Annotated in this window: 22 protein-coding genes; 9 read left to right on the top strand and 13 right to left on the bottom strand. The window is 71.5% G+C overall.

Annotation, left to right across the window (positions count from 1 at the left end; all coding sequences use genetic code 11):
- From OHA19_RS15315 to OHA19_RS15290, 6 genes are all read right to left on the bottom strand, one after another.
- Positions 1-591: a hypothetical protein gene (locus OHA19_RS15315; protein ID WP_405721817.1), complete on the bottom strand. Its 591-nt coding sequence runs from the start codon at positions 589-591 to the stop codon at positions 1-3.
- A 40-nt stretch (positions 592-631) separates the two neighbouring features.
- Entirely contained in the window at positions 632-2284 is a 1653-nt protein-coding gene (locus OHA19_RS15310) for a substrate-binding domain-containing protein (protein ID WP_405750548.1), read from the bottom strand.
- Positions 2281-3498 carry a toxic anion resistance protein gene (locus OHA19_RS15305; protein ID WP_405750545.1) on the bottom strand — a complete coding sequence of 406 codons (1218 nt, stop codon included), beginning with the start codon at positions 3496-3498 and terminating at the stop codon, positions 2281-2283. The genes OHA19_RS15310 and OHA19_RS15305 overlap by 4 nt, the downstream gene beginning before the upstream one ends.
- 29 nt (positions 3499-3527) lie before the next feature.
- The gene (locus tag OHA19_RS15300) at positions 3528-4631 is read right to left on the bottom strand and encodes a hypothetical protein (protein WP_405716175.1); all 1104 of its coding nucleotides are present in this window, start codon (positions 4629-4631) and stop codon (positions 3528-3530) included.
- 145 nt (positions 4632-4776) lie between these two features.
- Positions 4777-5181 (bottom strand): hypothetical protein, encoded by a 405-nt coding sequence (locus OHA19_RS15295; protein WP_405716176.1) that lies wholly within the window; start codon positions 5179-5181, stop codon positions 4777-4779.
- A gap of 102 nt (positions 5182-5283) precedes the next feature.
- A complete protein-coding gene (locus OHA19_RS15290; protein ID WP_405716178.1) occupies positions 5284-6495 on the bottom strand; it encodes a pyridoxal phosphate-dependent aminotransferase in 1212 nt (403 codons plus the stop codon).
- Between the two features lie 235 nt (positions 6496-6730).
- Here OHA19_RS15290 and OHA19_RS15285 point away from each other — a divergent pair, with 235 nt between their 5' ends.
- A complete protein-coding gene (locus OHA19_RS15285) occupies positions 6731-7114 on the top strand; it encodes a helix-turn-helix domain-containing protein (RefSeq protein WP_405716180.1) in 384 nt (127 codons plus the stop codon).
- 65 nt (positions 7115-7179) lie between these two features.
- Here the strand turns inward: OHA19_RS15285 and OHA19_RS15280 are convergent, their stop codons facing one another.
- Both OHA19_RS15280 and OHA19_RS15275 read right to left on the bottom strand, forming a co-directional pair.
- Positions 7180-8031 carry an arylamine N-acetyltransferase gene (locus OHA19_RS15280; RefSeq protein WP_405716182.1) on the bottom strand — a complete coding sequence of 284 codons (852 nt, stop codon included), beginning with the start codon at positions 8029-8031 and terminating at the stop codon, positions 7180-7182.
- A gap of 82 nt (positions 8032-8113) precedes the next feature.
- Complete coding sequence (locus tag OHA19_RS15275; RefSeq protein WP_405716184.1) at positions 8114-9484, bottom strand: erythromycin esterase family protein; 1371 nt, start codon at positions 9482-9484, stop codon at positions 8114-8116.
- Positions 9485-9811: 327 nt separating this feature from the next.
- Between OHA19_RS15275 and OHA19_RS15270 the strand changes: the two genes are divergently transcribed.
- The 3 genes from OHA19_RS15270 to OHA19_RS15260 all read left to right on the top strand — a co-directional run bounded on the left by OHA19_RS15270 (position 9812) and on the right by OHA19_RS15260 (position 12507).
- Positions 9812-10519 (top strand): methyltransferase domain-containing protein, encoded by a 708-nt coding sequence (locus tag OHA19_RS15270; protein WP_405716188.1) that lies wholly within the window; start codon positions 9812-9814, stop codon positions 10517-10519.
- Positions 10520-10648: 129 nt separating this feature from the next.
- Positions 10649-11515, top strand: a complete 867-nt coding sequence (locus OHA19_RS15265; RefSeq protein ID WP_405716190.1) for a GyrI-like domain-containing protein — start codon at positions 10649-10651, stop codon at positions 11513-11515.
- A gap of 131 nt (positions 11516-11646) precedes the next feature.
- Positions 11647-12507 carry a serine protease gene (locus OHA19_RS15260; RefSeq protein ID WP_405716192.1) on the top strand — a complete coding sequence of 287 codons (861 nt, stop codon included), beginning with the start codon at positions 11647-11649 and terminating at the stop codon, positions 12505-12507.
- Positions 12508-12606: 99 nt separating this feature from the next.
- Here OHA19_RS15260 and OHA19_RS15255 read toward each other — a convergent pair whose 3' ends face one another.
- Entirely contained in the window at positions 12607-13434 is an 828-nt protein-coding gene (locus tag OHA19_RS15255; RefSeq protein ID WP_405750543.1) for a TetR/AcrR family transcriptional regulator C-terminal domain-containing protein, read from the bottom strand.
- 84 nt (positions 13435-13518) lie between these two features.
- Here OHA19_RS15255 and OHA19_RS15250 point away from each other — a divergent pair, with 84 nt between their 5' ends.
- Positions 13519-14355, top strand: a complete 837-nt coding sequence (locus OHA19_RS15250; protein ID WP_405750540.1) for a siderophore-interacting protein — start codon at positions 13519-13521, stop codon at positions 14353-14355.
- A 26-nt stretch (positions 14356-14381) separates the two neighbouring features.
- On the opposite strand, the gene OHA19_RS15245 is transcribed toward OHA19_RS15250, so the two are convergent.
- Together OHA19_RS15245 and OHA19_RS15240 are read right to left on the bottom strand one after the other, a co-directional pair.
- On the bottom strand, positions 14382-16016 hold the full coding sequence (locus OHA19_RS15245) for an amidohydrolase family protein (RefSeq protein ID WP_405750537.1): 1635 nt from the start codon (positions 16014-16016) through the stop codon (positions 14382-14384).
- A gap of 158 nt (positions 16017-16174) precedes the next feature.
- A complete protein-coding gene (locus OHA19_RS15240) occupies positions 16175-17503 on the bottom strand; it encodes an alanine racemase (protein ID WP_405716199.1) in 1329 nt (442 codons plus the stop codon).
- A gap of 107 nt (positions 17504-17610) precedes the next feature.
- Here OHA19_RS15240 and OHA19_RS15235 point away from each other — a divergent pair, with 107 nt between their 5' ends.
- From OHA19_RS15235 to OHA19_RS15225, 3 genes are read left to right on the top strand one after another with little or no spacing between them, the layout of a single operon-like run.
- The gene (locus tag OHA19_RS15235) at positions 17611-18654 is read left to right on the top strand and encodes a sugar kinase (RefSeq protein ID WP_405716201.1); all 1044 of its coding nucleotides are present in this window, start codon (positions 17611-17613) and stop codon (positions 18652-18654) included.
- On the top strand, positions 18651-19409 hold the full coding sequence (locus OHA19_RS15230) for an IclR family transcriptional regulator (RefSeq protein WP_351264086.1): 759 nt from the start codon (positions 18651-18653) through the stop codon (positions 19407-19409). The genes OHA19_RS15235 and OHA19_RS15230 overlap by 4 nt, the downstream gene beginning before the upstream one ends.
- Positions 19410-19415: 6 nt before the next feature.
- Positions 19416-19835 (top strand): RidA family protein, encoded by a 420-nt coding sequence (locus OHA19_RS15225; RefSeq protein ID WP_405716203.1) that lies wholly within the window; start codon positions 19416-19418, stop codon positions 19833-19835.
- 193 nt (positions 19836-20028) lie between these two features.
- On the opposite strand, the gene OHA19_RS15220 is transcribed toward OHA19_RS15225, so the two are convergent.
- Together OHA19_RS15220 and OHA19_RS15215 are read right to left on the bottom strand one after the other, a co-directional pair.
- Positions 20029-22284: a serine/threonine-protein kinase gene (locus tag OHA19_RS15220; RefSeq protein ID WP_405750535.1), complete on the bottom strand. Its 2256-nt coding sequence runs from the start codon at positions 22282-22284 to the stop codon at positions 20029-20031.
- Positions 22285-22566: 282 nt separating this feature from the next.
- Complete coding sequence (locus tag OHA19_RS15215) at positions 22567-24273, bottom strand: chitinase (protein WP_405753257.1); 1707 nt, start codon at positions 24271-24273, stop codon at positions 22567-22569.
- 732 nt (positions 24274-25005) lie between these two features.
- On the opposite strand from OHA19_RS15215, the gene OHA19_RS15210 reads away from it, so the two are divergent.
- Entirely contained in the window at positions 25006-25872 is an 867-nt protein-coding gene (locus tag OHA19_RS15210) for a hypothetical protein (RefSeq protein WP_405750533.1), read from the top strand.
- Positions 25873-25931 lie beyond the last annotated feature (59 nt).

The following is a 25931-nucleotide window of genomic DNA, read 5'->3' as shown; positions in this document are numbered from 1 at the left end:
CTACCCGTTCCGCCCCCGGTCCTCCAGATAGCGGGTGTGGGTCTGCTGCCGCCGCGCCTCCGCCTCCCGCAGCGCCGTCGCCAGCTCCTCGACCTCCCGGTGCAGCAGCGTCAGCTGCCGCTCCAGATGGCGCTCGGGCGGCTCCGTGCCCGGCACCATCCGGGTCCACGGGCGGATCCGTACGAACGCGTCGACCGACTCCAGGATGTCCTGGCGCACGGCGCGCGCCAGGACATGCACGCCCTCCGGGTCGGCGGCCAGCGCCTCGGCCACCGGCCCGGGGGCGAGCAGCCCGTCGAGCAGATCGGTCAGCTCGGTGAGCCGGCCGGACGCGGCGGGCGGCAGCTCGACCTCGTCCAGATACCCGCACAGGGCCAGGTAGTCGGTCCGCACCGCGTCCAGCTGGGTCGACGGGTCGGGGAAGACCGGTACCGGCGGCCGCTCCGGAGGGGCGATCAGTGCCCCCGCGCCGTACAGCCCGACGACGACCACCGGCCAGTACGCCCCGGCGAGGCCGGTGAAGGTGAGGGCGAGACCGGCGATCCCGCAGGCGCTCCCGGTGAGGTTCTTCCGCGACTCCAGGTACGCCAGGACCCGGTGGGCGGGCCTGCCTCCCGGTCCGCTCCGCGGGCTACTGGTATCCACGGATCTCCTCGAAGGCGCCGTCCAGGGAGCCCGGCCCCTGCTCCTTCGTCGCGTCGAAGAGCCGGCCGCCGGTCAGTTCGGCGATCCGGTCCAGCTCGCCCCGGTCCGAGTCGCCGAAGACGATCGGGAAGACCGGGGTGACCTGCCGCGCGGCCGGGAGAGCGCGGTAGTAGGAGGCGAACTGGGCGGCCGTGTCGCCCGTGGTGTTCTCGCCGTCCGTCATCAGCACGATCGAGGTGAACGCGGACTCGGAGCCGTCGCCGATCCGCTCGTAGGCCGACTCCAGGCTCGAATAGACCGCCGTCTCGCCACCGGCCGTCAGCGCGGCGGTGTCCGCCTCGATCGCCGCCAGGCCCCGCCGCGGATCCGCGGGGTCGACCGTGTGCGTACGGACCTGCTTCACCGACGAGCCGAACGGCAGCAGCGTGACCTCCTCCCGTTCCCGGAAGTCCCCGGTCAGCCCGGTCAGCGCCGCCTTCAGCGCCTTCAGCCGCTCGCCGGCCATCGAGCCGGACGTGTCCAGCACGTACACGGTGCGCGAGGGCCGCCGGAGCTTGTTCTCGTAGCTGTGCAGCAGCCCGTCGGCGACCGATCGCGAGCCGGGGAAGGGCAGTTCGCGACGCGCCCCGGTGTCGAGCGGCGCCGCGGGCCGTACCGAGGGCACGACCGGGCGGCGGAAGGTGTCCCGGGTCAGCTGCCGCTGGACGTCCGGGGTCCGCAGGTACGCGGTCAGCGCGCGGACCGAGTCCTTCGCCTCCGGAGCGGCGGCGGCGAGCGCGCTGAGCGGGTAGTCGGCCGTCACCACCCCGTCGCGCGGGCGGATCACGGTCAGCCCGGTGTGGCTGTCGCGATTCAGCGAGAGCAGCACCGACTCGTAGTTGATCAGCGCGTCGACGGTGCCGCGCCGGGCGTACGCGGTGGCCAGCCAGCCCGAGGAGCCGGAGGTCAGCCGCTGCCCGGCGAAGAACTCCTTCAGCTTCCCGCTCGCGCCGCGGACATCGGCGTCGGTCAGTGCGGACTGCGCGCCCGAGAGCCCGGAGGCGACCGAGACCAGCGCGGAGAAACCGGAGTTGGAACGCTCCGGGTCGGTCATCCCGTACGTCAGCCGGCCCTCGGCGACCGCCCGGTGCACCTGCGACCAGGTCACGTCCGAGGGCTTCCAGCCCAGCCGCTTCACGGCCGCCGGACGGACCCCGAGGGCGACTGGCGAGGCCATCAGCGGGGTCTCCGACGTGATGCGCCGCGCCGCGTCCGGGTGCAGCCGCAGATAGTCGTCGGACGAGAGCCACACCGCGTCGTACGCCCCGTCCGCCTTCCCCGAGCCGAGCAGTTCGACGGCGTCCAGGGTGCCGGTCCAGGTGGGCCGCACGGTGATCCCGGTGGCCTTCCTGGCTTGCTCCAGCAGGGGCTTCATATCGGCGAGTTCACTGGAGGCGAGGACGCGCAGCGTGCCGGCCCGAGGTTCGCCGTCGTCCTTCCCGGCCTGGCCGGAAGCGCCGCCCGACGGCCCGCCGTCCGAGCCGGAACAGGCGGCGAGCGGCGCGAGCGCGGCGACGGCCAGCAGCGCGACGAGCGAACGGGCGACGCGGCGACGCAGCCGTCTCAGCCGCCGCCGGGGACGGCCGGGTCCTCCCGTCATCCGAGACCACCGCCCTCCGGCGCGCCCGCCGACCGGCTGCGCTCCAAGTGGGTGCCGGCCTGCTGGAGTTCGGAGGTCAGCGACTCCACGGTCGCCGCCATCGACTCGGTGGCCTGCGCCTTGTACGTGTCGATGGCGTCGAGCGTCCGGTAGATCTGCTGGAACGCGGTGCGCAGCGTCTCGACGCCCACCGCCGGATCGGCCGCGATGCGCTGGATCTCGCCGCTCTGGCCGGCCAGCATCTCCGCGTTGCCGCGGATCAGGTCCTCGGTCGTGGAGCGCAGCACCTGCACCTGCTCGGTGACCTTGCGCTGGTTCTCCAGCGCCGAGGCGAGCATCACGGCGATCCGCAGGGCGGAGACGGTGGTGGTCGCGGCCCGGTCGACCCCCCTGATGAGCTCGTCGTTGTTGCGCCGTACGACATCCATCGCGAGGTACCCCTGGGCGCAGACGGCGAGCTGGGTCAGCAGGTCCTGGTGCTTCTGCCGCACGGGGAAGAGCACATCGGCCCGCAGCGCGTCCGCCTGCGCCGGGTCGGCCGCCGCGGCCTCGGCGATGCGCTGCTCGACGGCGCCGTCCAGTGCCTCGGTGAGCACCACGTACTCCTGGAGCTTGCCCATGGTCTCCCAGAGCCGGGTGCGCTCGGTGTGCAGGGCGGCGTTGTCGCGGCGCAGCTCGTCCTGTCCGCCGCGCAGCGAGCCCACGATCCGGTTCAGGGTGGCCTGGGAGGAGGCGTACTTGGCGACGTGGTCGCGGAGCCTGTTGCCGCCGGGCAGCCTGGACAGCAGCCGGCGGGCGCCGCGGCCCGGGGTGTCGCGCGGGTCGAGGTCCTCGACGGTACGGCGCAGCTCGACCAGGGACGAGCCGACCTTGGACTGCGCGTCCGCGCCCCCGACCCCGGCCAGCGAGCGGACGGTGCGGTCCAGCATCCGGTTGGACTGCTGGGCGGCGCTGCGGATGTCGCCCTGCCCGAGCGCCGTGATCTCCCCGATCCGGGTGGTGAATTCGGGCGACCGGGCGTCGAGTCCGGAAAGGGTGCCGATGTACTCGGTGGCGCGGCGCGTCATCTCGGTCCGTACCGATGCGTCGACCGGTACGAGACCGGCGGCCTGCTCGGCCCGGACCGGGGCGACCGGCTCCGGCGGGGTGAGGACGAGCGGCGGGGCGGAGTCGCCCGGTGGGGTGAGGGTGAGCGGTTGCGGATCTTCGGTCATGGCTGAGGTCTCCAGGAAGGCGTGTGTGGTCAGCCGCGGGTCCGCCGGGCCATCGCGCGCAGCACCTCGGCGGTGGGCACGGGCGCCTGGCGGACACCGGTCAGCTTCTGGTCGATGTAGTCGGTGTGGTCCGCGGTGGCGGCGGTGAACTCGGCCGCGGCACCCTGCGGCCGGAAACCGTGCCGTACGGCGAGCTTCCGCAACGTCGGCTCCGTGGAAAGGAGTTCGCCCAGCTGCCGCCCGCCGTCGGTCAGCGGTACGAGGGTGTGGTCGCTGGAGACGGTGGTGTCGGGATAGAGGAGGACCAGGTCCCCGGCGTCCTGCCGCTGCATCAGCAGCGAGGCGACCTGCGACTCGTACACCAGGACCAGCGGATTGCCGACCCCGCTGATGAAGTCCCGGAACGGGGCGTCACTGCTGGTCTGCTGCGCCCCCTGCACCTGGATCAGCTTCTTCAGCAGTGGTGCGGTGCGGTCGATCGCGGCCTCGTCCGAGGCGACCCGGCCGCCGTCGGCGACGTACGAGGCGGCGGCGAGGTAGAGGGCGCCGGAGTTGGACGAGACGGGGTCGGTGCTGGCGATGAAGACCGTCCCGGTCAACTCGGCGTGCTTTCCCGCCCCTTTGAGCTGCTGCCAGGTCCGGTCCGACCCGGCGGCCCGGAGGTAGGGCCCCATGAGCAGTTTGCCGCTGGGCTTTCCGTTCAGGGTGGCGAGTCCGTTGTCCGCCAGGACCTGGGCGGCGGCGCGGTGCGCCACGACGACCAGCGGCGAGTAGAAGGGTCTGAGCGGCCCGCCCTTGACGGCCGGTCCGCGCTGCAGCTCGTCGGCCGGGGCCTTCGATCCGGGGAAGGCGAAGTCGTAGCCCTTGAGGGGGAGTCGGTCCATGGCCCAGGAACCGGACGTCTCCGCCTTGACGGTGAGCCCCTCGGCGGCGAGGGCCTTCACCACGTCGGGGTCGGCGAAGAACTCCGCCTTCTCCGAACCGATCACTCCACGCACGGTCTTCGTTGCCGTGCTCTTGTCCTCGCTGTCGCGGCCTGCTGCGACGGCCACTGCCACTCCGCCGATCAGCAGCACCGCCAGGACGATTCCCACGATGCGTCTCACACGCGAAGCCTGCTCGCGGAAACCCACATTCCAGGCGGAGTTGGGTGGACGGAAGGTTAAGCGATGATCCCAGTACGCAACGGAGGCGCAACGGGCACGGGAACGGCTGCCCGCCGGGCGGGGATGAGTGGCACCCGGCCCGCGCGCCTCGACGGCCCGTGGACCGGGGCCGTCAGTGGGCGCCGACCAGTCGCGCCGAGGCGGCGGGGGCGGCGGCGAGCGCCGCGGTGTGGGCGTCCATCCGCTCGGCCGCGAGGATCGCCGCGGCCGTGTCGGCGCGGGACGCGGCCACCACCAGTGCCCGGCCCGCGAGGGCGTGGGCGCGGCGGTGCAGCGCCGGTGCGGGTGCGTCGGTCCGGCCGGCGTGCCGGGCGGGCGGCGTGCCGCGCAGCCTGGCGACCTGCTCGGCGATGCGGTCGCCCGCCTCGCCGATGCCCAGCTCGTCGGTGACCGCGAGGAGCGCGGCCAGGTGCCCGGCGAGCTGGATGTCCAGTTCTTCCTCACGGGAGCGGTGCGGGAAGTCGTCGGCGTGGTCGGCCGGTGTGTGGACCGATTTGGTGCGGATCGGTTCGTACATGGATGGCCTCCTGGTGTTGCAGTGGGACCATCCTACCTTGGATTCAGTCTAAAGTTGTCTGCGATCGATTCTGGTGTCCGCGGAATCCGCGGCGGGCGGGGTTCAGGGCTGGCCGTAGCCGTCCAGGAAGTGTGCGATCCGGGTCACCGCGTCCGTCAGATCCTCGGTCGTCGGCAGCGTGACCACCCGGAAGTGATCGGGTTCGGGCCAGTTGAACCCCGTGCCGTGCACGACCATGATCTTCTCGGCCCGCAGCAGATCGAGCACCATCTGCCGGTCGTCCTTGATCTTGTAGACCTTGGGATCGAGGCGCGGGAAGAGATACAGCGCCCCCTTGGGCTTCACACAGGTCACGCCCGGGATCTGCGTGAGCAGGTCGTACGCCGCGTCGCGCTGCTCCAGGATCCGCCCGCCCGGCAGCACCAGGTCGTCGATCGACTGCCGGCCGCCCAGCGCGGTGGCCACGGCGTGCTGCGAGGGCATATTGGCGCACAGCCGCATGTTGGCGAGGATCGTCAGCCCCTCGATGTACGAGGAGGCGTGCGCCTTCGGGCCGCAGACCGCCAGCCAGCCCGACCGGTAACCGGCCACCCGGTAGTTCTTGGAGAGCCCGTTGAAGGTGAGCACCATCAGGTCGGGCGCGATCGTCGCGGTCGGGGTGTGGGTCGCCCCGTCGTACAGGATCCGGTCGTAGATCTCGTCGGAGCAGACGACCAGGTTGTGGCGCCGGGCGATCTCCGTCAGCCCGCGCAGCATCTCGTCGTCGTACACCGCACCCGTCGGATTGTTCGGGTTGATGATCACGAGGGCCTTGGTGCGGTCGGTGATCCGCCGCTCGATGTCGGCGAGGTCCGGCATCCAGTCGGACTGCTCGTCGCACCGGTAGTGCACGGCCGTGCCGCCGGCCAGCGACACCGAGGCGGTCCACAGCGGATAGTCCGGAGCCGGTACGAGGACCTCGTCGCCGTCGTCGAGCAGCGCCTGCATCGACATCTGGATCAGCTCGGAGACGCCGTTGCCCAGGTAGATGTCCTCGACGTCGAGGTCGATCCCCTTGGTCTGGTAGTGCTGCATCACCGCCCGCCGCGCGGACAGCAGCCCCTTGGCGTCGCCGTAGCCGTGCGCCCCGGAGAGGTTGCGCAGTATGTCCTCGAGGATCTCGGGCGGGCACTCGAACCCGAACGCGGCAGGGTTGCCGGTGTTCAGCTTGAGGATGCGGTGACCGGCTGCTTCCAGCCGCATCGCCTCCTCGAGCACGGGGCCCCGGATTTCGTAACAGACGTTGGCGAGCTTCGTGGACTGGATGACCTGCATGTCCGGGAGCTTACGACCGCGTCCCGCGCGCTGCCCGGCGTTGCCCGGCAGGTTGCCCCACCCGGGTATTTCCACCCGCCTGCCCCGTCTTCCATAGCCATGCGCCCACCCGTCCGTGACCGTGGGAACGCCGGGCGGGGACGGCGGCAGGGCTTCGAATGCGGTGGAACGGGGGCGTGACGGACACGGACGGGTGAGATGCGCCACGGCCCGGGGGTGTTCGAGGCGTGAGGGCGTGACACATGGCCTCGATGTCGCGCCTCGTGCGACCTACTGGATTGCCCCGGCGCGCACCATCGTGCTGCTGACCGTGTTCCGTAAGACCAGGCAGCACGAGCAGGGACAGATCGACCGCGCCGTGCGCGCCCGGAAAGTCTGCGAAAAGGCATTGGCCCTCGGCAAGGCTCTCTACGGCCGCCGAACCGCGCTCGGGCTCAGTGCGGCCGAGCTGGCCGGACGTACCGGCATGGAGGAAGACGACATCGAGTGCATCGAAGAGGGCGGAACAGCGCCGACGATCGAACTCCTCAGGAGCCTCGCGGCCGCCCTGGACGCCGATGTGCGCCTCACGCCCGGCCGTGATCTCGGCTCTCTCTGGTTCGAGGCGCACGCGGCCTGACAACATGCGGGCGCGGAAGCGGGGTGGGTGTCCGCGCCCACGCGGTGTGCGAGGTCCGGCTTCCGTCACTCCGGCAGCCGGGTGCCCGGAGGGAGGCGGATGCCGAAGTCGGCCGCCAGTACGCGCAGCACCTCGGGCCCGTCCGCCAGCTCCCGTTCCTCGTGGGTGCCGTCCTGGGCCGTGACCGTGAGGGTGCGGCCGGTCAGCGCCAGGTGGGCGTCCGGGGTGATGCGCTGGGCGTACACCCGGCGGCTGAACGGGGAGCGCGGGTTGGTCGCGATGTGCCAGTTGATCACCTCGTAGTCCGGCGCCTCGAAGGGCTCCAGGGTGAAGGCGTACTGGGACTCCCATGTCCCGCCGGCGGCGCGGGCCTGGAGCTCCCACTGCTCCAGCGGCCCGTCGTGCGGGGTGGTCACGAGCCGGTGGCGGCGCGGGTTGTCGTGCAGCTCGGCGCCGGGGACCAACGGGATCGGCTCCAGCAACGCGCCGAGGGAGCCGAAGCCGACATCCGCCAGGTACGGCGTCGCCTCGCCCGGCACCTCGGCCAGCATCAGCATGTGCGTGCGTGGCCGGATCTCGCCGGGCCGGGTACCCACCACGACCCGCGCGCACAGCAGCGTGATCCTGAAGCCGAGCGCGGTCAGCGCGGCGGCGAGCAGGGTGTTGTGCTCGTAGCAGTACCCGCCGCGCTCACCGCGTACGAGCTTCGCCTCCAGGTCCGCGAGCGCGAGCGAGGGTGCGCTGCCCAGCACCGGGTCCAGGTTCTCGAACGGGATGCCCAGCGCATGGGCCCGGTGCACGGAGCGCAGCACCTGCGCTGTCGGCCGGCGCTCCCCGCTCCAGCCGATGCGGGCGAGGTAGGCGTCGAGGTCGAGGCCGAGGCGGGGGCCGTGCTCGGCGGCGCGGTCGCAGGTCATGCGCCGACCGTAGCCAACCGGGGCGGGAGGAGTGAAGGTCCTGGTCCTCAGGTTCTGGTCCTGAAGGACCCGTGCCGGGCCGTCACGGCTTCAGCTTGTCGGCCTCCCGGACCTCGTGGAGGTGAATGAGAACGTCGTAGGACTTGGCGAGCGCGACATCGCGCGGCTCCTCGGGGAACCGCGTGCCGACGCCGAGCGTGGGCCGGGCGACGTTCATCCAGGTGCGCGCGGCGGCCGGGGCGGTGCGGGTGTCCAGATAGAAGTCCCGGTAACGGACCTGGTCGAGGGTGTGTTCGTTCCTGCCGGGGCCGGCCGCACCCACGGTGTACTTCTTCCACTCACCGCCGATGGCGTCCTCCTTCGAGAGGAAGGAGCCTTGGTTGAAGGTGAAGCCGATGGGCAGGTAGCTGCTGCCCATCGTGTCGCGCAGGAACGATCCCTGCGTCTTCGGGTACAACTCCGGATTGCCGGCGAGATAGCCGACGTGGTCGTTCTGCGCCGACAGCAGGATCTTGCCGCCGGTCCGCTTCTGCCACCAGGTGACGTTCTGGGCCATCACCTCGTCGCGGAAGCGCTGGAATTCGGCCATCGAGTCCGTGTCGGCGGGGTTCATGGTGAGGAAGCTGGTGGTCTGGGCGATCGAGCGGGCGTTCTGCTCGGCCCAGTCGAATGCCTCGCCGCCCGAGCCCTTCCAGCTGCTGACCAGTTGCAGGGCCTGCTGCGCCCTGGCGGCGAGCCGCTGCCGTTCCGCGAGCGGTTTGCCCAGGTAGGCGAAGACGTCGTCGATCGGGCGCAGTCCGGTGTAGAGCTCGTTGAGCTGCGGCAGCGCCTCCGGGTGGTTCTCCTTCACATAGCCGGTCACCCGGCCGAAGAACTCGTCGTTGATCGCAGGGGCGCCGATGTCGTCACCCATGAAGTGGACGGGGCGGTCGGGGTGGTGGCGGTTGTAGTCACGCATCCACTCGACGAGACCGACGAACTCCTCGCGCTCCCACGGGGAGTTGGCGAACACCTCTTTGGCCAGCTTGCGGGCGTCGCCCTTGCCGGTCTGGAGGTAGTCGTCGACCTGGAGACCCCCGGACCAGCTCAGCTCCAGGGCGAAGGTGGTGAAGCCCTTCTTCTCGACGAGGTGGCGGAAGACCCGCTCCTTCATGGTGAAGAACTCGTGGGATCCATGGGTGGCCTCTCCGAGGCCGACCACCTTGGCGTCGCCGACCATCGCGCTCAGGGCCCGCAGGTCGGCCGTGTTCCCGCCCGGTTCGGTCGAGCGCAGCGGATGGGCCGCCCGCTCCAGCGCGTGGACGGGGCTCTGCTTCCCGCCGGGTGTGCCTGTGGTGTCCGCGGAGCCGGCCGTGGCGGCCTGGACTGCCGCGGGAACGAGGACCGCTCCCGCCGCGACCACCGCGGTCGCCAGCAGTGCGCGCCGGCTGATGCGCTTCCGGTGCTCGGCCATGTTCGTACCCCTCAACTTGTTCTGTGCTTGAGAGGGATCTTCGCCCGTGATTGCCCTGCCCCGCGCTGGGGCCAGCTTCCGAAATGCCTCGGGGGATACCCCCCGGACGGCAGTGCACCTGACTCCACTGATCCGGGAATGGAGCGTCCGGTTGCACCGGGGCACACTCCGCCCAGCGAGTGGGACGCTCTTGCCGTGGGCGAGCGTGCGCGCCGACCGGGGCGTCGGTGTGGCCGTGTCCCAGGCTGTGCTCGGACCTGAGCCGATCGACGATCTCCATGGGCTTGGTCAGCGGCGAGGACAAGTCGGTCGCCCGGAAGAACCCGCATGACGTTCCGCGCGCGCCGCCGTAGGGTCACCGCCATGGACTGGCAGGCGTGGCACGACGCGTACGACGTCCCCGATTCGTGGCTGGCACGGCGGCTGGGGGCCGTCCAGGACAGGATCCGGGACGCCCTGGACACCGCACCTCCGGGCCCGCTGCGCGCGATCAGCGTGTGCGCCGGCCAGGGTCGCGACCTCATCGATGTGCTGGCGGACCACCCCCGGCGCGAGGACGTGCGGGCCCGGCTGGTGGAACTGGACTCCGGAAACACCGCACTGGCAAGGGAGTCGGCCCGCGAGGCTGGGCTGACGCAGGTGGACGTGGTGACGGGAGACGCCTCGCTCACCGATCACTATCTCGATCCTGCACCGGCCGATCTCGTGCTGGTCTGCGGGGTGTTCGGCAATGTCGTCGATGCCGGTATCGAGCGCACCATCGACACATGCACCCGGCTGTGCAGGACCGGCGGCACCGTCGTCTGGACCCGCAACCGTGCCGCACCCGACCGGGTGCCGCTGGTCTGCGACTGGTTCGAGGAGCGCGGATTCGAGCGCCTTTGGCTGTCGGAACCGGACGCGGGGTACGGAGTCGGCGCGCACCGCTTCACCGGTGAGCCGCGCGAACTCGTCCCGGGACAGCACATGTTCGACTTCGTCGGTTACGACGTCCTGAAGGCGGCGAGGACGGCCTCACCGGCCTCCGGTCGCTGAACAAGGTCCGGCACCGCCTGGCTCGCTTCGGTGCGCCCCGCGCCGACCCGACCGCAACGGGCACAGGATGTCGGGTGCGCGGGGGTGCGCGGTTCCTAGCGTGGGTGCTCGTAAGGGAAGGGGGCCGGAGTGCTGGAGAAGCTGAACCAGGCCATGGAGTACGTCGAGAGCCGTCTCGGTCAGGAGATCGAGGCGGCCGAGCTGGCTCGGATCGCCATGACGTCGGAGTACCACTTCCGGCGGATGTTCTCCGCGCTGGCCGGGATGCCGCTGTCGGAGTACGTACGGCGCAGGCGGCTGACGCTCGCGGGGGCCGAAGTGCTCAGTGGGGAGCGGACGTTGCTGGAGGTCGCCGTCCGCCACGGCTACTCCTCGGGGGAGGCGTTCGCGCGGGCGTTCCGTGCCATGCACGGCGTCGGTCCCGGCGAGGCCCGGCGGACCGGTGCGGTTCTGCGGTCGCAGCCCCGGATGTCCTTCCGACTCGTGGTCGAAGGGAGCAGCAGCATGGAGTACCGGATCGTGACGAAGGACGAGTTCCGGGTGGTCGGCAGGAGGGCGCGGGTCCCCCTGGTGCACGAGGGGGTCAACCCGGCCATCGCCGAGTTCATCCGGGGCATCGGGAAGGAGACCGTGGCGCGCATCGCCGCGCTGTCCGACCAGCAGCCGGAGGGCATCGTCCAGGTCAGCGACAACCTCGCGGCGAGCCGTGCGGAGGGGACCGAACTCGACTACTACCACGCCGTGGTGACCGGTGCGGATGCGCCGGACGACCTGGACGTGCTGGAGGTCGCGGCCGGCACATGGGCCGTCTTCGAGAACACCGGGCCCTTCCCGGAGGCGCTCCAGTACCTGTGGCGGGACGTGTTCACCCAGTGGTTCCCGTCCAATCCGTACCGGAGCAGGCCGGGGCCCGAGATCCTGCGCGTCCGGGTCTCGGAGGACGGTGCGCAGGGCGAGGCGGAGCTCTGGATCCCGGTGGAGCCGACCACCGCCTGAGCCCGACGGCTTGAAACCGCCCCTTGTGGGGGCCCCTTCAGTGCGCCAACATGCGCATGTCAAATCCGAAGGAGACTTCGGTGGGCGGGGGCCATCAGGACCCTGCCCAGGTCACTTGAGGGGACCCCCACATGAAGAAGCCTCTCGTCGGTGCGCTGTTCGCTGTCCTGCTCCTCGGGGCAGGTGTCGCGCCCGCAACCGCTGCAACCGGCCACGACGCGTCGTCGCCCGCCGCGGTCAAGGAGAAGGTCAGGCCCAAGGCGGTCAACTTCGCCGGGACCGTGGCGCTCAGCAACTGTTCCGGCTCCGTCGTCCGCACCCCCGACTCCCAGCCCGGCGACCCCGCGCTGGTGCTCTCCAACGGGCACTGCATGGAGACGGGATTCCCGGGCCCCGGTGAGGTCGTGTTCGACCAGCCGTCCACCCGTAGCTTCACCCTGCTGAACGCCTCGGGCAGCGGTGTCGGCACCCTGCGGGCCAGCAAGATCGCGTACGGGACGATGACCGACACCGACATATCGGTGTACGAACTCACCAGCACCTACGCCCAGATCGAGAGCAAGTACGGCATCAAGGCGCTGGAGCTCAACACCGCGCACCCGGTCCAGGGCACCGCGATCACCGTCGTGTCCGGGTACTGGAAGCGCACGTACGCCTGCAACGTCGACGGCTTCGTCTACCGTCTCAAGGAAGGGGAGTGGACCTGGAAGGACTCGGTCCGCTACACCTCCGCCTGCCAGACCATCGGCGGTACGTCCGGCTCCCCGGTGATCGACAACGCGACCGGCAAGGTCGTCGCCGTCAACAACACCGGCAACGAGGACGGCCAGGAGTGCACGGACAACAACCCGTGCGAGGTCGACGAGAACGGCAATGTGACGGTGCGCGAGGGCATCAACTACGCCCAGGAGACGTACGGCATCGTGCCGTGCATCGGAGCCGGCAACGCGTTCGACCTCGACCGTGCGGGGTGTGCGCTGCCCAAGCCGTGACCGTGTGAGAGTCCCGTCGCCGCCGCGATGCCCGTCACCGGGTGTCGCGGCGGCGACGCGCGTTTCGCTGCCCGCTGGTTGCTGCTCGCCGTTCGGGGCTCATGGGGTCGCCGTGCGTCCGATCGTCGCCTCGATCCCGTCCAGCAGCACCCCGAGTCCCACCTCGAACGTCTCCCTCGCCTCGCGCTCCAGGTGCGGCACCGGCTCCTCGCCGGGCGCGGGGGCCGGGGCCGGTGGCTGCGGGACGGAGCCGGTCTCCATCGCCATCAGGTTCGGATAGCGCTCCGCGAAGTCCGGGGCCACCTCGCCCAGCAGCGCCGAGCGGGCGAACCACCACTCCTCGTCCGACTCGCCCGTCGCCGCGGCGGCCTGCCGTGCCTCGGCGACCGTCCCGGCGCAGCCGCGGACGAAGTGGGACAGCGTGCCGACCAGTCGCCGCAGCAGCCGCGCTTCGAGCCCGGTCGCGCTCAGCAGGCGTACGAGGGTGTCCAGTCCCGCGTACTCGTGCGGGCCGAGCACCGGGCGGGCCTGGGAGACCTGGAGCACCCAGGGGTGGCGGAGGTGGAATTCGAGCCTGTCCCTCGCCCAGTCGGTCAGCCCCGCACGCCAACTGCCGGTGTCGGCGTACTCCGTCGGCAGTTCGGCGTGGACCGCGTCGTACATCAGGTCGAGCAGTTCGCTCTTGCCGGGGACGTAGGTGTAGAGCGCCATCGCGGTGCGGCCGAGCCGCTCGCCCACCGCGCGCATCGACAGCGCGGCCATGCCGTCCTCGTCCGCGGCAGCGATCGCGGCGGTCACGATCGCGTCGACGCTCAGCCCCGGCCGGGGGCCGGGACCGGGGCGCCGGTCCTGCTGCTCCGGCCGGTCGGAACGCCAGAGCAGGGACATCGAACGGCGGGCGTCGCCCTGTCCGGCAAAGACCACCACTTGCGACTCCTTACGTCGTAAAGTAACTTCGCCCGGGTAATTCCTTACGGCGTAAACTATCAGTCGGAGAGGGCGGGAGCCGCGATGGGGCAGGCGTTGGCCGTTTCGTACGTACGGGTCGTCGGCGTGGAGCGGATCACTCCGTGGACGGCGCGCGTCACCTTCGCCGGTGACGCGCTGGCGGGGCTGATGGAGGACCGGCCCGACCAGCAGATGAAGCTCTGCTTCCCGAGGAAGGGGCAAGCGGTGCCCCGGCTGCCCGAGCCGGAGGCCGACGACACGTACGGCATGCGGTGGTACGAGGCGTACCTCGCGATCCCCGAGCCCGAGCGGCCGCTGCTGCGGAGCTTCACCGTCCGCGGGTACGACCGTCGATCGGACGTCATGGCCGTCGACTTCGTGCTGCACGGCGACGACGGGCCCGCCGCCCGCTGGGGCCGGGACGCGCGACCGGGCGACGTGCTCGGCATGGTCGGCCCGTCGTCGCTGTACGCCCGGCCGCTGCCCGCCGCCGACTGGCTGTTGCTGGCCGGCGACGAGGCGGCGCTGCCCGCGATCGCGACCCTGCTGGAGTCGCTGCCGGCCGGGGCGCGGGCGCTCGTCTGCGCCGAGGTCGCCGACGCGGCGGAGGAGCGGCCGCTCGACTCGGTCGGCGACGTGAGCGTCCACTGGGTGCACCGGGACCGGGGCGGGTCGCTGGCGGACGCGGTGCGGGCGGCGCCACTGCCCGCCGGGACCGGGGCCGCGTGGCTGGCCGGTGAGGCGGGGGCGGTACGGGCCCTGCGCCGCCACCTGGTCGAGGAGCGCGGACTGCCCAGGAAGGCCGTGCAGTTCAGCGGCTACTGGCGGCGCAGCCTCACCCAGGACGACGCCCCGACCGAGGAGGACCTGGCCTGGGCGAAGGAGCAGGCGGGGGAGTGAGGGCCGGGGAGTGGGGGCCGCGTGCGCTACCGGGCGGCGCGCCCCGTTCCCCGGACGGCCCGGCCCGCCAGTGTCTGGGTGCGGCGGCCGTCCTTGATGACGAACCGGCCGTCGATCAGTACGTGCGGGATGCCGGTCGGCAGGGTGCGCGGCTCCTCGAACGTGGAGCCCGCCGCCACCGTCGCGGGATCGAAGAGGACCAGGTCGGCGCGGTAGCCCTCGCGGACGTACCCGCGGTCGGTCAGGCGCAGCCGCCGCGCCGGGCGCGAGGTGAGGTGGGCGACGCACTCCTCCAGCGAAAGGGTGCCCAATTCCCGTACGTACCGGCCGAGATACTGCGGGAACGTGCCGTAGGCGCGCGGGTGCGGCTTGTCGCCCTGGAGGATGCCGTCGCTGCCCCCGGTGTGCACCCGGTGGCGCATGATCTGCCGCACGTTCTCCTCGTGGCCCACGTGCTGGAGGATCGTCGGGCCGAGCCGGTCCTCGACGAGCAGCCGGCGCGCGGTCGCCCAGGGCGCCTCGCCGCGCAGCCGCGCGGACTCGGCCACCGTGCGCCCGACGTGGTCGGCGAGGGCGGGGACGCCGACCCCCGAGATCTCGATCGTGTCCCACTCGATCGGCACGCCGTGGCAGCCGTCCGAGCCCAGCACCTCCATGTGGTGCCGGATGCGTTCCGCCGTGGCGTCGTCGGCGAGGCGGGTGAGCACCGACTCGGGCCCGCCCTCGCTCGCCCAGCTGGGCAGCATCGCGACGAGCGTCGTGCACCCGGGGGTGTACGGGTAGGTGTCGAGGGAGATGTCGGCGCCCGCGTCGAGGGCGTCGTCGAGCAGGGCGAGCAGATCGGGCGCCCTGCCCTTGTTCACGCCGAAGTTCATGGTGGCGTGGGCGAGATGGAGGGCGCAGCCCGCGTTCCTGGTGAGCCGCACCATCTCCTCGTACGCGCCGAGCGCGCCCGCCCCGTACGAGCGGTGGTGCGGGCAGTAGTAGCCGCCGTACTGGGCCACCACCCGGCACAGTTCGGTGAGTTCGGCGTCGTTCGCGTACATGCCGGGGGTGTACGTCAGCCCGGAGGACATGCCGACCGCGCCTTCGGCCATCCCCCGGGCGACGAGTTCCTTCATCCGGTCCAGCTCGGCCCCGGTGGCGGGGCGGTCCTCCCAGCCCACCGCGTACATCCGGACCGTGCCCTGCGGGATCAGGTAGGCGGCGTTGACGGCGATGCCCCGGCCGTCGAAGTTGCGGTCCAGCCGGTCCAGGTACTCGCCGACCGTGCGCCAGTCGAAGTCGATGCTGGTGTCCTCGGGCGCACCGCCGTTCCAGCCGGTGATGGATCGGCGGACCTCGGCGAGGGTCCGGTCGTCGACCGGGGCGTACGAGAGGCCGTCCTGGCCGAGGACTTCGAGGGTGACGCCCTGCGCGGCCTTGGCGCTGTGGTCCGGGTCGCGGAGCAGCGCGAGATCGCTGTGCGCGTGCATGTCGATGAAGCCGGGCGAGAGGACGAGCCCGTCGGCGTCGAGCGTGCGGCGGGCGGAGGGGCGCGGGCCGGGGGAGCCCTCGGGGTGGATCCCGGCTATCCGGCCGTCGGTGACGGCCACATCGGCACGGCGGCCGGGGGCGCCGGTGCCGTCGACGACATGGGCGTTGCGGATGACCAGGTCCATGGGGGCTTCCAAATCACGCTTCTCGGGCGGGCGGGGGTTCTCAAGCCTCTCCGGCGTTTGAGGAGCGGGCGGTCCGGGGGCGGAGCCCCCGGTTGCGGGAAGGGGTGGGCAGGGGCACAGCCCCGCAGGGCAGTCACCCCCGCCCACCCCCACCGGCATCAGAAGAACGTGCGGATGTAGTCCGTGACCGTGCCGTCCGCCGCGACCAGCGGAATCAGCTGCCACTTGTCGAAGCTGGTGCACGGGTGCGACAGGCCCAATCCCACCCAGTCGCCGACCTCCAGCTCCGCACCCGGCTCCGTCCGCACCCATGCGTGCTGGTCCGAGAGGCCGGTGACCGAGACACCCGTGGCGGGCCGGACGGTGCCGTCCCGGCCGGACCGCACGACCTGCGCCTCGGGCAGGTCGAGGTCGTACGCCGCGTCCCGCTTGCCCGCGTTGAGGAACGCCTGCTCGGCCGACGGGCGCGAGACGACCTGCGCCCACAGCCGGAAGGCGGGCTGCAGCGCCCCCTCCTCGGGCACCCGGTTGAACGGGGTCAGATGGCGGTAGTGGCCGTCGTCGTGCGAGACATAGGCGCCCGAACGCAGCAGCTTCAGCACTGGCGCGGAGAGCTCCGGGATCCGCGCGAACACGTCCGCCACCGCGTCGAACCACGCGCTGCCGCCCGCGCTGATCACGATCTCCGCGCCGGGCGCGAAGCGCCCCGCGCGGTCGAAGCCGACGGCCAGCGCGACGAGCCGGTCCAGCCAGTCCCGTACCCGCTCGCCGGACGCCTCCGGCACCTCGCCCTCGTAACCGGCCACGCCCACCAGGCGCAGGGTCCCGGCTGCCGCCACCGCGTCGGCCACCGCCGCGCAGTCGGCCTCGGTACGGGCGCCGGTGCGCGCGCCCTCGCCCGCGCCCAGCTCCACCACGACGTCGACGGCGCGTGAGGCGCCCGCCGCGCGCAGCGCCTCGTCCATCAGCTCGACGCCGCGCACGGAGTCGACGTAGCAGACGAAGCGGAACTCCGGGTCGGAGTCCAGCTCGGCGGAGAGCCAGCGCAGGGCCGCGGCGTCGACGAGCTCGTTGGCGAGGAAGATCCGCCGGATCCCGTACGCCCGGTACACCCGCGCCTGGTGCGGCACGGCGGCGGTGATGCCCCAGGCGCCGTACTCCAGCTGGCGGGCGAAGAGCTGCGGGGACATGGAGGTCTTGCCGTGCGGGGCGAACGCGAGGCCGTGGCGCTCCGCGTACGTCTCCAGGAGGGCGAGGTTGTGCTCGACCGACTCGGCGGACAGGGCGAGCACCGGGGTGGTGAAGCCGCCCGTGAAGAGGCTGCGGCGCTCGGCGGCGAGGGCGCCGACGGTCAGGCCCTCCGCGTCGGGCGGCAGCGCCTTGAAGCGGTGGTCGACCAGCTCGTCGGCGAGTCCGGACACAGGACGGTCGGCGGCCAAGGGGGCCTCCTCGATCGAAGTCGTCGTTGCATCATGTGCAACACCCATTGCGTATATCGCTTAACGCTGTCTAACATCCGAGCCGACGCCGGGTCAATGGCGTGCAACCCCCGCCGTGCCCCGAACCGCACCACCGAACCCGCAAGGAGCCCCGAGTGTCCGGAACCCCGGCCAGGACCGCCGACGCCGCCACGGCCGCCGAAGTCGTGTGCCTCGGCGAGTCCATGGTGACGTTCCTGCCGTCGCAGCCCGGACGCCTCGCCGACGTACCCTCCTTCGGCCGGGGCATCGGCGGCGCCGAGTCCAACGTCGCCTGCGCGCTGGCCGCCGCCGGGCACCGGACGGCCTGGGTCAGCCGGGTCGGCGCCGACGGCTTCGGCGACCACCTCGTCGAGGCGATCGCCGGCTACGGGGTCGACACCTCCGGCGTGCGGCGCGACACCTCCCGCCCCACCGGGATCTACTTCCGCACCGCCACCGACCGGGCCACCGATGTGCACGAGGTCGCCTACTACCGGGCCGGCTCCGCCGCCTCCACGATGTCGCCCCGGAACATCCCGTACGAGACGCTCCCCGGGGCCCGGGTCCTGCACCTGTCCGGCATCACCGCGGCGCTCTCCGGTGACTGCCTGGCCCTGCTCCACGACCTCACCGCGCCCCGCCCCGGCCGCCCGCTGATCTCCTTCGACGTCAACCACCGGCCCGGCCTGTGGCGCGACGCCGACGCGTCCCCCGAGGTACTCCTCGACCTGGCCCGCCGCAGCGACCTGGTCTTCGTCGGCGAGGACGAGGCGCAGGAGGCATGGGGGGTGACCGGCGCGGAGGCGATCCGCGCGGCGCTGCCGGAGCCGGCGACCCTGGTTGTGAAGCGGGGCGCGGACGGCGCGACGGTCTTCTCGGGCGCCGGCGACGTCACCACCGTCCCCGCCCTCCGGGTGGACGTCGTCGCCCCCGTCGGCGCGGGCGACGCCTTCGCCGCCGGGTTCCTCTCCGCCACCCTGCGCGGCCTCCCCGTACGCGACCGCGTCCGGCACGGCCACCTCATGGCCGCCGCCGTCCTCACCGTCCCCGGCGACCTCACCGCCCCGCCGGCCCGCGCGCACGCCGACTCCCTTGCCGCACTGGACGACGAGGCCTGGGGGAGACTTCGTCTCGGCCCCGGGTGGACGGGGGACGACCAGGAGGTACGTACGACATGAGTCAGACCGTCGACCGGGCGCTGAGCATCCTGCCGCTGCTCGCCCAGGGACCCGCCGACCTCGGCCAGGTCGCCGAGCGGCTCGGCGTCCACAAGTCCACGGCGCTGCGCCTGCTCCGTACGCTCCACGAGCACGGGCTCGTCTACCGCCAGCAGGACCAGCGCTACCGCCTCGGCGCCCGCCTCTTCGCCCTCGCGCAGGAGGCCGTCGAGAACCTCGACGTACGGGAGATCGCCCACCCCCACCTCGTCGAACTCAATGAGAGCTGCGGTCACACCGTGCATCTCGCGGTGTACGAGGAGCAGGAGGTCCTCTACATCGACAAGGTCGAGAGCCGCTACCCGGTCAGGATGTACTCGCGGATCGGCAAGCCCGTCGCGATCACCGTCGCCGCCGTCGCGAAGCTGCTCCTCGCCGACCTCACCGAGCCCGAGCGGCGCGCCATCGCCGAGAAGCTCGACTACCCCATGTACACGTCCCGTTCGACCCCGAACGCCGGTGCCTTCCTCAAGGAGCTCACCGTCGTCCGCGAACAGGGCTGGGCCACCGACCTCGGCGGCCACGAGGAGTCCATCAACTGCGTCGGCGCCCCCATCCGGGGGGCGGACGGGCGGGTCGTCGCCGCGATGTCGGTCTCCGCGCCCAATGTCGTCGTCACGGCCGAGGAACTCCTCACCCTGCTCCCGCTGGTGCGCCGCACCGCCGACTCCATCAGCCGGGAGTACTCCGGCACCACCCGACCCAAGAAAGCCTGAACAGCCATGACCGAGAAGATCGCCCTCACCCCGAGCACCCACACCACGCCCCCCGCGAAGTTCTCGCACGGGGTGAAGAAGGGGAACATCCTCCAGGTCGCCGGCCAGGTCGGCTTCCTGCCCGCAGACCGCGCTGGAACTGGCCAGGCCCCGACCCCCGCCGGTCCCACGCTGCGCGAGCAGACCCTCCAGACCTTCGCCAACGTCAAGGCGATCCTGGAAGAGGGCGGCGCGAGCTGGGACGACGTGATGATGATGCGCGTCTACCTCACGGACGTGGACCACTTCGCCGAGATGAACGAGATCTACAACGCCTACTTCGGCGAGCAGAACCTCAAGGCCGCCCCCGCCGCCCGCACGACGGTCTACGTCGGCCTCCCCAAGGGCCTGCTCATCGAGATCGACGCGCTCGCGGTACTCGGCTGAACCAGCTGATCCACTTGCCGCGACCGCACCACCGCATCACCGCGCACGGCACGGCGCTCCGCCCCAAGGGAGCGCCGTGCCTTGCGGAACTGACGGGTCAGACACAGCGTCGTGTTCATGTCGTCCTTCGCGGCGTGGTACGAGGCGTACGGGGGCACTGGGGGCGTGGGGCGTTGTGTTGTGCCGCTGCCGGTCAGGCCGCCGAGGCGCAGATGATGCTCCGGCCGTTGTTCACCTGCCAGTACCAGAACCGCTCCCCGCTCCCCGCCGGGCAGGTCCACTTGGTGCCCGCCGAGGGCGCCCGGTAGTACCCGGTGATCCGCAGGATCGACTGGCCGGCCCGGGGAACGGTCGACGAGTTGCAGGACAGCACCACCGTCAGATCGGCGTTGACGGCGCTCTGGACCTGCGCGGGGAAGCACTGGCCCACCTGGTACACCCGGTCGAGGCAGAGCGTTCGTTCGATCCCGTCCTCACCGGACTTGTGCCACCAGGTGAAGCCCTGTCCCGTGTCGCAGGAACTGGAGCCGCCGGCCCGGGAGGTGACGCGATTGACGTGCATATAGGCGTTCCAGGAACGGCAGTTGACCCGGACCGGGGCTTCGGCGCTCATCTTGCCGTGCCCGTCGCTGTACACATTGAGGCAGTCACCGGCGCGGACGGCGCGGAACGCCAGGTCGGTGGCGTCGGGAGTGGGGGTCGGCGTCGGTGTGGGCGTGGGAGTGGGAGTCGGAGACGGCTCGTCGTCGGTGCTGTCCGAATCGTCCGAGGCACCCCCGGAGTCGTCGCTGCTCTCGTTGTCGTCGGTGCCGGTGGACTCGTCGTCGGAGTGCGTGTCGAGACTGCTGCCGGACGTGACGGCGCCGGAAGCGGTGGTGCCGGGGGAGGACCCGCCGCTGTCGCTCGCCTTCCCCGAGGTTTCCCAGGGCTGCCAGATCACCAGGGCGACGACGACGGCGATGGCGATCAGCCAGCCCCAGTTCGAGGAGCTGCCCGAGGAGGCGCCTGCCGGGCGCGTCGTGCCCCCGGCGGGTGAGGCGTTGGCGGACGAGGCCGTACGTGCCCTCGCGGCACGGCTCGCCTGCTCGGCGCGGGCGGCCTCCTCCGCGCGCTGCCGCTCGGCCCGCTCCCGCCTGGCCCGTTCCTGCGCGGCCGCTTCCCGCCGGGCCTGGTTGTGCGCGGCGCGGCGCCGCTCGGCACGGGCGGCCTCCTGCCGGGCGGCCTCCGCGCGTTCGCGCTCGACGCGCCGCGCCTCCCGCCGGGCCGCCTCCGCGCGTTCGCGCTCCGCCCGTTCCTGTTCGGCGCGCTCGGCCTGTTCGCGCTCCGACTGCTCCCGCTCGGCCTGCTCCGCCCGCTGCCGCTCCGCCAGCTCCGCGAGGGCCGCCATCTCCTGCCGGGTACGGTCGCGACGGGCCCGGTCGCGGGCGGCGCGGGCCTTGCGCTCCTCCGTGTAGACCATCGTCGGGCGGGGCGGCGGCACCACGCTCGTAGCTCCGTCGACGGTCGGCGCCGCCGGGTCCGAGCCGCGGCCGTTCGCGAGCTCCAGGCCCTGGGTCGCGTACGCGCCGATCAGTTCCGTCCACCGCGGCGGCAGCCAGCGGGTGCCGCTGTGCGTCGTGGGCAGGCCGGCCTGGTCCCGGCGGAAGCGGGCGAGCAGCTCGGCCGGCTTCGGACGCCGGGCCGGGTCGGCGGCCAGGCAGGGCCGGACGGTCGGGGCGAGTTCCTTCGGCAGGCCGTCGAGGTGGAGTTCGCCGCGTTGGACGAGGGCGAGCAGTCGCAGGGTGTCGCCGTCGGCGGCGTACGGGGGGCGTCCGGTGGCGAGCAGGAAGAGGGTCGCGCCGAGCGAGTAGACGTCCGAGGCCGTCGTGGACGCCTCGCCGCGTGCCTGTTCGGGGGAGGTGAAGGCGATCGTGCCCAGCGTGAGACCGGTGAGCGTGAGGTCACTGGCGTGCGAGATGCCGAAGTCGATGACCCGGGGACCCTCCAGCGGCAGCAGCACGTTCTGCGGCTTCACATCGCGGTGGACGATGCCCACCTCGTGCAGCGTGACCAGTGCCTCCGCGATCCCGGCGGCGATCCACCGCACGGCGGAGGCGGGCAGCACTCCGCAGGTGCGGACGAGTTCGGAGAGCGGGGGAGCCGCGATGTAGTCGATGGCCATCCACGGCCGCTCGGCGTCGGGGTCGGAGTCCCGTACGCGCGCCGTGTACGCGCTGTCGACCCGTTGTGCGAGCGACACCTCGCGGGCGAAGCGCCGCCGGTCGGTCTCGCCGACGTTCCCCTCGGCCAGCAGCGTCTTCACGGCGACGAGTCCCCGGCCGCCGCGCTCACCGCTGCGGGCCAGGTAGATCCGCCCCATGCCGCCGGACGCCAGCCGTCCGATCAGCCGGTACGGTCCGAGCGTCGCCGGATCGTCCGCGCCCAGTGCCTGTACCCGCGCCCCGGCCATGACCCTCCCCCTGTCGCATCACCGTCGAGCCTGACAACGGTGCCATGTACGCGCCGGAACAGCCATGGAATGCGGGAAGTCCCGGGCAATCTGTTGCCGGTCCGGGACAGGCCCGGGACGCCCCACGGACGGGCTCCGGGCCGGGCTCCGGCCCCCGGACATGCGGCAGCGCCGCCGGGGGAGCGGCGGCGCTGCTGGTCAGGAGGTACGGCGGCGTTCGACTGCCGCCCACCGGATACGGGCTGCCGGGCACCGGCCCGGCTGTCGGCGACCGGGTGCCGGCTACGGCAGGCCGTGCACGTGCGGGCCCACCGCGTTCGACCAGGCGTTGCCCGACTTGGCGTCCCAGTTGGTCGACCAGGTCATCGCCCCGCGCAGCCCCGGGTAGGTCTTCGAGGGCTTGAAGGAACCGCAGCCGGTCCCCTTGGCCAGGCAGTCCAGCGCCGCGTTCACGACCGACGGCGCGACGTAGCCGCCGCCCGCTCCGCTCGGGGAGGCGGGCACACCGAGGCCGACCTGGGACGGGTCGAGACCGCCCTCCAGCTGGATGCAGGCGAGCGCGGTGAGGAAGTCCACCGAACCCTGCGAGTAGACCTTGCCGTCGCAGCCAAGCATCGAACCGCTGTTGTAGTACTGCATGTTGACGACGGTCAGGATGTCCTTGATGCCGAGTGCCGTCTTGAAGTACTCACCGGCCGTGGACTGCATGTCGATGGTCTGCGGCGCCATGGTGATGACGAGGCCGGAGCCCGCCTTCTGCGCCAGCGAGCGCAACGCCTTCGTCATGTACGTGGAGTTGAGGCCGTTCTCCAGGTCGATGTCGACGCCGTTGAAGCCGTACTCCTGGATGAGGGAGTAGACCGAGTCGGCGAAGTTGGTCGCGGAGGCGTCGCTGTTGACCGAGACGGAGCCCTTCTCGCCGCCGACCGAGATGATGACGTTCTTCCCGGCCGCCTGCTTCGCCTTGATGTCGGCCTTGAACCGGTCGACGGTGTAGCCGTTCAGGCCCGCCGTGTCCAGGTTGAACGTGACGGCGCCCGGCGTGCTGGTGGCATCGGCGAAGGAGACCGCGATGATGTCGTAGTTCGCGGGCACGTCGCTGAGCTTCTGCACGGTCGCGCCGTTGTTGAAGTTCTGCCAGTAACCGGTCACCGCGTGCTTGGGCACGGAGGTGCCGGGGTTGGGGTTGCCGCCGCCCTCCTTGGCCGTACGGCCGCTGACCGTCCCGGACTTGACGGACTCACCGGCCGCGTTGGTGGCGGTCACCGCGAACTGGTACGCCGTGTCGGCGGCCAGCCCCGTGACCGTCGCCGAGTTCCCGGTGGTCGTGGTCGCCTTCGCGCCGTCCCGGTAGACGGTGTAGCCGGTCGCGCCGGAGACCGCGTTCCAGGACAGGGTCACGGACGAGGAGGTGGTCGCGCCGACGGCGACCCCGGCCGGGGCGGACGGGATGGTCGGCTCCGGGTCGGTGCCGCCCCCGCCGTCGGGGCCGTTGACCGACACGTCGTCCACCAGATAGGCGGACTGCCCGTACCAGCCGTGCGTGTAGACGTCGACCGAGGTGGTGCTCGGCCCGGTCTTGAAGGTGGTGGTGAGCTGTGTCCAGTCGCCGGAGCCGGGCGACCAGGTCGACACGTCGGTGGTTCCGGTGCCGCTCGCGCCGAGGTACGCGTACCCGCCCTGCACCCAGGAGCTGAGCGTGTACGTCGAGTCGGGCTTCACGGCCACGGCCTGGGTGCACCGGGCGGTGTCCTGGCCGGACGGGGTGGCCTTGAGGGCCGCGGTGCCACCGTGCACGGGGGAGGAGACGGTGGTGCCGCTGCCGCCGGAACAGGTCCAGTTGGCGAGCCCGGATTCGAAGCCCGCGTTCTTGGCGACGTTGATATCGGCGGCCTGGGCGTTTCCGGCGAAACCCGTGGCGGTCAGCGCGCCGGCCGCGAGGACGGCCACGACGGCGCCGACGAGGGGGCGGTTGTAACGCCTGCGGATTCTGTGGCCGTGGACGGGGGAAGGTTCCACTTGCTGCCTCCGTGGGGAGTCGGGGATGCCTGCCGGGGTACCCGTGAAAAGCCGGCGGGGTGGACCGGCGGTACTCGGGCCGTCCGGCGGGTGACGGGCAGAAGAAGGGGATGTGGAGTTGAGGAACGGTGGCCACCGCTGGGCGACAAAACTGGTCCAGACCAATCGAGTTGTCAAGACCTCTGGCAACGGGACCTGCGACGACCCGGTCCACCCGGTCGCCTCCGAACCGGCCCGCCGATGGCTCGCGAGCCTCCGCTTGGGCTCCGAACCGGCCTCGGTCTCCCTGTGAATTGACGTTTTGTTGACCTCGTCGGGCTGCGTCGGGCCCCGTGCGGGTGAAGTGCCTGGAGTGCTCGGACAGTGACCGTCCGGCCTCCGCGGGGGGTGGGTGCGGCAGGTTCCGCATCCGTGCTGACGTGCGGCGATGAATTCAGGGCCCGGGTAACCGGAAGGTGTATCGGTAACCCTCCGCAGTTGTACAGAAGTTGACGATTTTCGATTTGATCCGATTTAGCACCGGGGCGTTACGCGGGCGCCTCGCACACGTTGTCGGACTGGCCTCCGAAAAGTGTTCTCTGCCAGGTAAGACGTGGATAAAGTGCTGAGGCAGAACCGCGGAGCAGGAGCGATTGCGGCCGACGTCATGACCGGCGTCCGGCCGGAGCCGAAACGGGGAACAGCGTGCCGACCGCAATAGCAGTGACCAGTGCTGACTTGGTACTACCTCCGACCGATCAGCAGACACCGACAGCCGCCCTGTTGCAGGCTCCGGATGCCCAGGCGCTGGAGATGGCCATCGGTGACATGCACGTGCTGCTCGAACAGCACGGCTATGTCGTCGCCGTCTATCCGACCGGCATCTCGCCCGCCCACGAGCGCCGGCTCTACTCCGTCCGCTCGGTCCTGGAGAGCGATCGCATCGCTCTGGTGAAGGTGGACCTGCCCCCGCTCGGCGTGGCCGTACTCGTGAGGCAGCTGCGCCAGTTGTCCATCTGCGACTTCAGCCCCGGAGTGGTGGCCTCCGCCGCCCGGCTGCTGGCGCACTACATCCACGCGGGTGCCCTGCTCCACTCGGTCACCAAGTTCGACCGGGTCCCGGTGGACCTCAGGACCCATGCCAAGTCCTGGGTGCCCGGCTCGCAGTTCGCCGTGGTCGCGGGTCCCGAACCGCAGCTCGTCAGGGTCGGTCCGAAGGCGGAACTCCCGACCGGCCCCGAGTTCGCCACTCATCTGGTGGCCGCCAAGGGGCAGTCCCAGTCCGAGTGGGTGAAGGAGACCCTCGCGCCCGCGTGGAAGGTCCAGTCCATACACGAGGCCGCACTCCCGTCCGATTCCTCCGCATGGTGGGGAACCGGGAAGCTGGTGGAATTCGCCGCCTATCTGCCAGACATCTCCGTCCTGTACCAGTTGGTGTCCTCGGTGCGCCGGGAGAACTGCCACTGGTGCCGAATGGAACTCATCGGTGATCGCTGCGGGTTCTGCTCCTCCCCGCTTCCCGCAGCCGAGAACCGAAAGCACCCAGCCGGTGTCCTCAGCCATGGAGCGCTCGCACCACCGCAGTCCTAGCACCACCGCAGTCCCAGCGCTTCCGCTTTCCTCCGTAGACGCCCTTCTGTCCGCTGCCC

Source organism: Streptomyces sp. NBC_00012 (genome assembly GCF_045040875.1).
Lineage (GTDB): Bacteria > Actinomycetota > Actinomycetes > Streptomycetales > Streptomycetaceae > Streptomyces.
This window is presented reverse-complemented; position numbering and strand designations above follow the sequence as displayed.